We start from the raw sequence: 9791 nt of genomic DNA, 5'->3' as shown, positions 1-9791 counted from the left end.
GATAAACTCCGACCGTGTTTAAATTGAATAAGTGCAAAAGAAATGTTTTTACAGAATATTAAGTAAATTTATTAATTAAAATTTAATAAATGCTTTTTTAGTGTGCTTAAATATGGTTAAATTAAGCTATATTTATAAAATATTTTATTTTTTTAAAAAAAGAGTTGCATTTGTTAAAAATGATGTTATTATCAAAATAACAAGAGATTAATTGGAGCTTAGATTTACATAATACGTAGTTTAAAAAAGTTGGAGGTTTAACATGGAAACTAGAATGGAGAAATTTGCCCAGCTACGTGAAATGATTAAGAAAGAGATTGAGATTGATCAAGAAATTAATCAAACAAGTCAGGTCATTAATAGTTATATGGCGAAATTAAACGCTATTGATGATAATTTTTTTGGTGGTGTTAAATCAAATTTTGAACAAGAATTTAGTTGAGAAAAAGTGTATTTGGATAAAAACCCAGATGAACAACCATATCCATCTGATTTTAAATATGATTTACAACAGTTGCTAGAACAAGTTGTTAATACAACTAAAGCAACAATTCAAACTAATCAAAAAAATGACCAAGATGCCGGTGATGTTATGCATAATATTTTAATTGCTGAAACATTGTTAAACAAACCAACATATCAAAAATATCAAGCAATTTTAGAAAGTATTTTAGCAGAAAAAATTATTTATCATCGTGTAAGTGATAAAATTCAAGCAGAAAATAGTAATTTTAAAATTAATTCAGCTAATATTGAATTTAGTACAATTGCACATATGCATAAAAATGACCAACGGTCAACAGCAGAAATGCTAAAAGAATCAAGTGCTCTTTTAGAAGAAAAGCATAATAATGTGTTAGTTGTTTATCGAAAGATAAAACCAGGTTATAAAATGTTATTTAGTACTATGGTTTTGCTTGTTGTTTTATTGGCTATTTGTTTAGTTTTAATCTTTTGTTATAGAAAATAGGAGTAGATGATGAAAATAAATATTGCGATTGATGGCCCGGCTGGTAGTGGAAAATCTTCTGCTGGTTATGAATTGGCCAAAAAAATAAATTATCAGTTTATTGATACTGGTCTAACTTATCGTGCTTTTACTTATTTTTGTGTAAAAGTTGGAGTTGATTTTACAAATCATCATCAGTTGCAAGCACAATTAGCAAACTTTAAATATCAAGTAATTAATAACCATGTTTATGTTAATAATGAAGATATTACTGATAAGTTGCAAACTAATCTTGTTCTTGATAATATTAACAAAATTACTGGACTTGATTTTATTCGAGCAGCAATGGTTTGTTTACAACGAAAATTAGTGGTTAAAAAAGGTAATGTTGTTGTTGGACGAGACATTACTACTGTTGTTCTCCCTGATGCGGAAGTGAAAATTTACTTAACAGCTAGTATTACAGAACGAGCTAACCGTCGATGAAATCAAAATCAAGAAAAAAATATTGTTCCAAATAATTTAGCAGAAATTAAAGTCAAATTAAAAGAACGAGATTATGTTGATACAACACGAGCGGTAGGACCATTAAAAATTGCTCCTGATGCGGTTGTTGTGGATAGTAGTAAGTTAACATTTGAACAAACAGTAACTAAGATTTATCAAGTAATATGTAATTATAAGAAAGCAGGAAAATAAATGGCACAAAAAGGAACTGTTGCAATTGTAGGGCGGCCAAATGTTGGGAAATCAACATTATTTAATCGTATTATTAAAAATCGTCTTGCAATTGTTGAAGATACTCCTGGCGTAACACGTGATCGAATTTATGCTTTTTCAGAATGATTAACAAGGGAATTTTTAATAATTGATACGGGTGGAATTACATTAAATAATACGGCAATGTTTGCGCAAGAGATTAAAATGCAAGCAGAAATTGCAATTGCAGAAGCCGATATTATTATTTTTGTTTTATCGTACAAAGAAGGAATTACTCCAGATGATGAAATGGTTGCAAAAATATTATATCGTGCTAAAAAACCGGTTCTTTTAGTTATTAATAAATATGATAAACAAGAAAAAGAAAGTGAATTATTTGAATATATGACATTAGGATTTGGTGAGCCAATTGCTGTATCTGCTACGCATGGGATTGGCATTGGTGATTTATTAGATCAAGTAATTTCTTATTTAGATCAAATTCCAATTCAGCCAAAAACAGAAGGAATTCATTTTTCTTTAATTGGAAAACCAAATGTTGGAAAATCTTCGTTAACAAATGCAATTTTAGGTGAAGAACGAGTTATTGTATCACCAATTGCAGGGACAACAACAGATTCAATTGATACATCGTTTAAACGTAATAATCAACTTTATACTGTGATTGATACAGCTGGGATTCGACGAAAAGGGAAAGTTTATGAGAAATTAGAAAAATATAGTGTTCTTCGTGCTGTTAGTGCAATTGAACGAAGTGATCTTGTTTTATTGATTATTGATGGAACAGTTCCTATTACTGACCAAGATACAAATATTGCTGGAATTACATTTGAACAAAATAAACCAATTATTTTAGTAGTTAATAAGTGAGATGCAGTGATGGAAAAAGATGAACGGTCAATGAAAAAAATTGAGCAAAGTATTCGTGGATATTTTAAATATCTAAATTATGCAAAAATGGTTTTTGTTTCTGCTTTAGAAAAAAAACGATTACATATTTTATTTCAAACAATTGATGAAGTTTATGCTGGTTTAACCCAACGAATAAAAACTAGTATTTTAAATGAAATTTTAGTAAAAGCACAATTGTTAAATCCACCGCCAGATTTTAATGGTGGTCGTTTAAAAATTTATTATGCTACCCAACCCGAAGGTATTATTCCGACTTTTATTATGTTTTGTAATAATCCAAAATATCTTCATTTTTCTTATAAAAGATTTCTTGAGAATCAACTTCGAGAATATTTTGGATTTGAGGGAGTACCAATTAAAATATTATTTAGAGAAAGAAAGTAACGAGGGAAATTATGATGAAAAAAACACAAAAAAATATTACTATTATTGGAACAGGAGCATATGGGACAGTTTTAGCAAATGTTTTGACAGATAATGATCATAACGTTATTATGTATGGAATTGATAATAAAGAAGTTGATGATATTAATAATGCACATTTAAATCGTCATTTTTTTGGTAATTTAAAAATTAATAAAGAAATTAAAGCTACAACAAATTTTGCTGAAGCAGTTGAAGATGCTGAATATATTATTTTAGGAATCCCTGTTGTTGCTATTAAATTAATTATTGAAAAGATTAATAAAACAGTAACTAAACCAGTTGTTATCATTAATGTTGCTAAAGGATTAGACCCTGACACGCATGAAGTTTTATCAAAATCAATTATAAAATTAGTGAATCCAAAAATTTTAAAAGCATATGCTGGTATTTATGGTCCAAGTATTGCAAAAGAAGTTTTACAACGAAAACCAACATGTATTATGGCGGTTTCACAGGATTTTGCAATTGCACAAGAAGTTCGTGAATTATTTAACAATGAATATTTTGTTACTTTTGCTAATACGGATGTTATTGGTACTGAATATGCTGTTGCTTTGAAAAATGCATTAGCAATTGTCTCAGGAATATTTAATGGTCTTTATGAATCAGATAACGCTAAAGCATCATTAATTACAATGGGATTAAATGAGATTCAACTTTTTGCCAAAACAAAAGGAGCTCAAATTGAAACTTTTTTTAACTTTGCGGGATTAGCTGATTTAATTTTAACAACTACCTCAAGCAAATCACGAAATTATTCTCTTGGTTTTGAAATTGCTCAAGTTGATAATGCTCAAAAAGTTTTATCAGAGCAGGTAAAAACAGTAGAAGGCGTTTTAACTTGTAAAACAATTGTGTTAGATGCGCGAGCAAATAATATTACTCTACCTCTATTTGAAGCTTTATATGATATTTTATATCATAATAAACGGCCAAGTGTAATTATTAATAATGTTTTTACAAAAGCAATATTGTCCTAAAAATGCCACTATTTTATGTTATAATTACTATACAAAGTATATAAAAATAAAAAGTATGTAATTATTGATGAAATGGAAGGGCACAAAATGAATTTTAAACATTCTTTTAACAATGATTCGGGCAACAGACCAGAAAGTAATCAACAACAAGTTTCTCTTAATCAGGGAAATAATTTTAGTGTTTCACAACAACAGTATCAACAAAATGGACCTAATCAAAATTATAATCCAGTAATATCTGGACAAACAGGACAAAATATTTCGCAACAACAATATTCCCCAGCAAGAAATATCAACTTTCAACAGTATCAACAACAGAATGGTAATAATCAAAATTATAATCCGCTTAGTACTAATCAAGGGGCTCAACCATCACAACAATATCAACAGCAAAATTTAATGCAACGTCCACCTCAAAATATTGGACCACAGCAATTTAATCAACAATCAAATCTTGGTTCACAATATCAACAACAGAATGGTAATAATCAAAATTATAATCCGCTTAGTACTAATCAAGGGGCTCAACCATCACAACAATATCAACAGCAAAATGTGAATCAACAATATTATCCTAATGCTAATAATTGAGGACAACAAAATAGTCAACCAATAAATACGATGCAGGAAAATCCACAACAATTATCGGGGCAAGGAACTCAACCGCAAACAATTGCTGAATGAATTGCCAATAGGCAAAATAGTACTTTAATTAAACCATCAGATTTCTTAAATGCACCAATTGATCCAAACATTAAAGTTGGTCTTGGTAAAAATATGAATATTGGGGTATCAGGGTCATCTGATTTATTTGATGATAAGCAGCAAAAAGGAACCAATAGCAAAAAATATCAATCAAATATTGAAAAAATTCAATGTCAATGTAAAAATTGTGTAAAGAAAGCACGCCCCTGATTAACTGTTTTTATTACTATATTAATTGTTTTAGCTATTTTAGGTGGTTGTGTTGGTGCTATTTATGGTTTTTACCCTCAACTGAGAGATTGATTATTGAAAGATGAAGTAGCAACTGAAAATGTAGTTGCTTAGGGGATAATTCTTTTTTAAGATTTAACTTTTAAAACATATTTAAAAATATGGTTTTTTCTTTTACAATATAATTATGAGATTTTAATAGAAAGTAGGAAATTATGACTAAGATTAAATTAATTGCATTAGTATGGATGGAACTGCTTGTTCTTTTCATCAGGGGATTTACGAGACAAATATTATGCCAATTATTAAAGCACAAGAAATGGGTGTTCGTGTTGTTTTTGCAACGGGACACGGCCAGTATTAACTTCGTTGTCAGAAGTTATTAAAGTAAAAATGGATTATTTTCAGCAATATTTTATTGGTTTTAATGGTGCATGCATTTATGATATTAAAACTAATACAATTGTTTATCAACAAGCCTTATCTGCTTCTCAAGTTAATTTTTTATTTCAATTAGCAAAAAAATACCATAAAAAATTATGATGTTATGTTGATGATTTAACTAAAGTTATTGTTAACTTTAATCCTGTTGCTAAAAATAATTTTGAATTAGCATTTTTTCATGGAGAATTCATTCAATATGATTCTACATTAGTAATTCAAAATGAGAGTTATAAGTGTATTGTAATGAATGTACATGAAAACGATGATTTTATTATTGCAGCGCGTGGACAAAATATTGAAATTGCAATTGATGCCTTAGGAACAGCAAAAATAAATGCGCCAGGTATTAGTAAACTAGCTGGTTTAAAATGAATTTCAACCCAATGGGATATTGCTTTATCAGAAATAATGGCAATTGGCGATAGTATGAATGATTATTGAATGATTAAGAATGTAGGGTTAGGAATTGCAATGGAGAATAGCCAAGAACAAATTAAAGCAGTTGCAAAAGAAGTAACTACTACCGTTGAAACAGGTGGTGTTGCAAAAATGATTGAAAAATATATTCTCAATAATAAAAAATAATTATATAATTGTTAAGGAAAGAGAAAAAGAGGAGAAATAGTAAAATGAAAGTTAAACAACCAATTTTATTGGCAATTCTTGATGGATGAGGAATTGCTCCTGATTCAAAAGGAAATGCTGTAACACAAGGACATATGGTGAATGTTGAAAAATTAAAAACAAAATATCCATGAGTCTCAGCACATGCGGCAGGAGAATGAGTTGGTTTACCAGAAGGACAAATGGGAAATTCTGAAGTTGGACATATTCATTTAGGAGCAGGTCGCATTAAATATGAATCATTAACTTTAATTAATAAAGCAATTAAAGATGGAACATTTAATCAAAATCCAGAACTTTTAGCGGCAATTAATTTTGCAAAAAAAAGTAATGGTGCATTTCATATTATGGGGTTATTTTCAGTTGGTGGTGTTCATTCGCATTTAAACCATATTTTTGCTGCTTATAAATTAGCAGCACAAGAAGGAATAAAAGAGATTTACTTGCATATTTTTGGCGATGGACGTGATACGAAACCAGAATGTATTAAAATTTACCTTGAACAATTTCAACAATTACAAAACCAATTAAAAGTTGGGGAAATTGCAACAATTGGTGGTCGTTATTACGCAATGGATCGTGATAAAAAATATGACCGAGTGCAAATTGCTTATGATGTTTTAGTTTCAAGAAAGGGTTCAGAATTTAGTGACCCAATAGAGTATATTAACCGTGAATATCAAACTGGTCGCAATGATGAATTTTTAATGCCAGCATATAATATTAATACCCCAAAAGGTTATATTAAATCAGGTGATGGTGTCTTTTTTGCTAATTTTCGCCCGGACCGTGCTATTGCAATAGCTTCAGCTTTAACAAATCCTAATTTTCCGGGTAATGAAGCACAAACTTATTTTATGCCGAAATTACATGATATTTATTTTGTTTCAATGATGGAATATGCAGAAACAGTTGCTTCAAAACATGTTGCTTTTAAACCAATTAAAGTTGTTAATGGTTTAGGAGAATGATTAAGTAAAAAAGGCTATCGACAATTACGAATTGCTGAAACAGAAAAAATTGCTCATGTTACATTTTTCTTTGATGGTGGAAAAGATTATTTTAAAAATGGTTTAGCAACACAAGCCGAAATTACATTAACAGGGGCTTCGGCAGATTTAATTCCATCGCCAAAAGTAGCAACTTATGATTTAAAGCCAGAAATGTCAGCATATGAAATTACTGATAAGTTAATTACTGAACTTAATCAAAATGAATTTGATGTTATTATTTTAAATTTTGCAAATTGTGATATGGTTGGTCATACTGGAATCTTGCCAGCGGCAATAGAAGCAGTTAAAACTATTGATAATTGTCTTGGCAAAATTTATACAGCAATTCAAAAAGTTAACGGAATTATGATTATTACTGCTGACCACGGAAATGTTGAAATTATGATAGATGAAACGGGTGGTCCTAATAAAAAACATACTTCACAATTGGTTCCAATTATTATTACCAAAGAAGGGTTACAATTTCGACAAGATAATCCGGCAATTGCTGATATTGCTCCGACAATTTTAGATTTATTAGGTGAAGAGATTCCTCCTGAAATGACACAACCATCATTAATTATTAAGTAAAAGGCATTGAAAAATGTCTTTTTTTAGTGGATATATTCAAAATTTTTTAACAAATAATTTTAAATTTTCAATGGATTTTTAACTAATTTATTATATAATAAAAAGTAAGATTTAAAGGAGTAATAAAAAATGACTAATAATGATAATGGATATAATTCTAAAAGAGCATGATATGAGTTAAAGCCAACATTAGTTGATCGGGCTGCTCCCTTTGATTTTAATTTAGTTAAACTTAGAAACACGGGTTATATTTTTTTAATCACAGCTATTTTTGGCCCCTTTTTTATTAATATTTTGATTTCATATATGTTTGCACACAATGAATATGCTTTAGCAGGAATGAACTTTATTAGTTGAATTATTGTTGCAGCTGGTTCATATTTTGTTATTAGTGGGGCCCAAAATGAAATTATGCGGTCAAGTGCTATTGCCTTTTATTATTTTTATTTTATTCCAAATATTATTGGTTTAGTAATTGGGACTATTGCAAACCAGTTTGATCCAGATGTTAGCGTTAAAACAACAATTAATTTATTAGCATCAATAATTGCAGGATTGGTAACAATTTTTATTCTTTATAGATCGTCACCATCAATTTTTAAAAAAATTAAATTAACTTTAAAACAGAATTATAAACGCATTCTTGTTGTCTGTACAATTGGTATTATTGCTATTTTTTCAATTCATTTATTTTTTGTTTATTTACAATCATTAATAACAACAACAATTTCAAACAATCAAAATAATTTAATTGTATGATTAGATAAATGGTGAAATATTGTTTTCTTATTTATTTATACAATTTGTATTGCTCCAATTGTTGAAGAATTAGCAACTAGACATGGGATTTTTAGTTTAAGTGGTAACAAATGACTTGGATTTGTTTCATCAATAATTTTCTTTGCTGGAATGCATGTTGCTGGAACAGGAGATTGAGAACACATTATTGGATATATTGGAGCATCATTAACACTAGGAATGTTATTTCTAATTGTTAATGGAAATGTTACATATACAATAATTTCCCATGCTGGTTATAATTTGATTGTTGCTATTTTAATGCTTGTTGCACCAAAATTTTTATCATAATTAATTTTAAAAAGCACTTGGTACTTTTTATTTTTATTAAATATATCAATAATTTTAATACAAAAAAGATGATACATAATATCATCTAATCCATTTCTGCTTTTTTTATTGTTACTATTAAAAGGTCCAAAAATGGTTTAATATCATTTTGAAAGGTAAAGCTAATAAATAAAGCTGTCCCGCCGCCAGCCATTGCAAAGGCATTTTTATTAGTTTGCAAAAAGTTATTAAGATTAAATTTACTTTGATGTTTTTTAGTAAAACTAATAAATCCATACTGTAAGGTTGAATTAATAAAAATTAGCAAGTTATTTTCGTATTCTTGTAAAAATTTATTTAATTTATTGCGTATTAATTCAAGTGTTATTTTTTCATCATTAATAATAATTTCTTTGATTATTAAATTATTATTAATATTTATTTCTTTAATTGGAAAAACAGTATTATCAATTGTTTGTAATAATAATTTGTATTTTTCTTTTGCAATTTCATTTAATTGTTTTTCTAATTGTTCAATTTCTATATTTAAATTATTTTTTTGCAAGTATCGTTGTTGGAATTACAAAATTGGGAATTATAAAATTAAATTCATCATCATAATTCTTGTTAGATTTATATTTTAAAAATAGTGATAATTATAATGATAATAAAGGTGATGTTGTTTTTAATGATTGAGGTTTAAAAAGCGATGGGTGAAGATTGTGACATACATTTAATATTGGTTTTATTAATCCTATTACTTATAAAAAAATTATGTTTTTAGGGACAAATGCAGATTTTTATACAAAAATTAGTTGAGGAAATGACGAATATTATGGTGATAAATTAAACAAATATAATGCTTGTTATAATGATAATAAAGTAAGTAATAAAATTATTAATGCAAAAGTTCTTAATCCAAATCTTGATGTTCCTAGATTTGTTAGAAATGAAAGTCGTTTTTTTGTTCAGTCACTTGAAATTCGTTATATTAGGGCATACCTTTCAGCAACGCAACTGTTTGCCTTAACTTGATATAATAATAATAATAATTATATCAAGTTTTTACATACTATTGAGTAAAAGTATGACATTCATGGATATATGGTGGGACATGAATGGGAATTGGTACTGGAATTAGATTATATA

At 28.2% G+C, this 9791-nt stretch carries 10 protein-coding genes; 9 read left to right on the top strand and 1 reads right to left on the bottom strand.

The features are described 5' to 3' along the window. The first annotated feature begins 262 nt into the window (after positions 1 to 262). From C6B38_RS06310 to C6B38_RS06275, 8 genes are all read left to right on the top strand, one after another. Entirely contained in the window at positions 263 to 970 is a 708-nt protein-coding gene (locus tag C6B38_RS06310; RefSeq protein WP_105299022.1) for a hypothetical protein, read from the top strand. Positions 971 to 979: 9 nt separating this feature from the next. Beyond that, positions 980 to 1648 carry a (d)CMP kinase gene (gene cmk / locus C6B38_RS06305; RefSeq protein ID WP_105299021.1) on the top strand — a complete coding sequence of 223 codons (669 nt, stop codon included), beginning with the start codon at positions 980 to 982 and terminating at the stop codon, positions 1646 to 1648. Beyond that, complete coding sequence (gene der / locus C6B38_RS06300; protein ID WP_105299020.1) at positions 1649 to 2965, top strand: ribosome biogenesis GTPase Der; 1317 nt, start codon at positions 1649 to 1651, stop codon at positions 2963 to 2965. Positions 2966 to 2979: 14 nt separating this feature from the next. After that, positions 2980 to 3987, top strand: a complete 1008-nt coding sequence (locus C6B38_RS06295) for an NAD(P)H-dependent glycerol-3-phosphate dehydrogenase (RefSeq protein ID WP_233485606.1) — start codon at positions 2980 to 2982, stop codon at positions 3985 to 3987. A gap of 87 nt (positions 3988 to 4074) precedes the next feature. After that, complete coding sequence (locus C6B38_RS06290) at positions 4075 to 5037, top strand: hypothetical protein (protein WP_105299018.1); 963 nt, start codon at positions 4075 to 4077, stop codon at positions 5035 to 5037. Between the two features lie 255 nt (positions 5038 to 5292). Beyond that, positions 5293 to 5952 carry an HAD hydrolase family protein gene (locus C6B38_RS06285; protein WP_233485605.1) on the top strand — a complete coding sequence of 220 codons (660 nt, stop codon included), beginning with the start codon at positions 5293 to 5295 and terminating at the stop codon, positions 5950 to 5952. Positions 5953 to 5996: 44 nt separating this feature from the next. Next, entirely contained in the window at positions 5997 to 7574 is a 1578-nt protein-coding gene (gene gpmI / locus C6B38_RS06280) for a 2,3-bisphosphoglycerate-independent phosphoglycerate mutase (protein ID WP_105299017.1), read from the top strand. Between the two features lie 129 nt (positions 7575 to 7703). Beyond that, the gene (locus tag C6B38_RS06275; protein WP_105299016.1) at positions 7704 to 8663 is read left to right on the top strand and encodes a CPBP family intramembrane glutamic endopeptidase; all 960 of its coding nucleotides are present in this window, start codon (positions 7704 to 7706) and stop codon (positions 8661 to 8663) included. An 85-nt stretch (positions 8664 to 8748) separates the two neighbouring features. Here C6B38_RS06275 and C6B38_RS06270 read toward each other — a convergent pair whose 3' ends face one another. Continuing rightward, a complete protein-coding gene (locus C6B38_RS06270) occupies positions 8749 to 9207 on the bottom strand; it encodes a hypothetical protein (RefSeq protein WP_233485604.1) in 459 nt (152 codons plus the stop codon). 59 nt (positions 9208 to 9266) lie between these two features. Here C6B38_RS06270 and C6B38_RS06265 point away from each other — a divergent pair, with 59 nt between their 5' ends. Further along, positions 9267 to 9725 carry a hypothetical protein gene (locus tag C6B38_RS06265; protein ID WP_233485603.1) on the top strand — a complete coding sequence of 153 codons (459 nt, stop codon included), beginning with the start codon at positions 9267 to 9269 and terminating at the stop codon, positions 9723 to 9725. Positions 9726 to 9791 lie beyond the last annotated feature (66 nt).

This window comes from Spiroplasma sp. ChiS (genome assembly GCF_002968355.1).
Lineage (GTDB): Bacteria > Bacillota_I > Bacilli_A > Mycoplasmatales > Mycoplasmataceae > Spiroplasma > Spiroplasma citri.
This window is presented reverse-complemented; position numbering and strand designations above follow the sequence as displayed.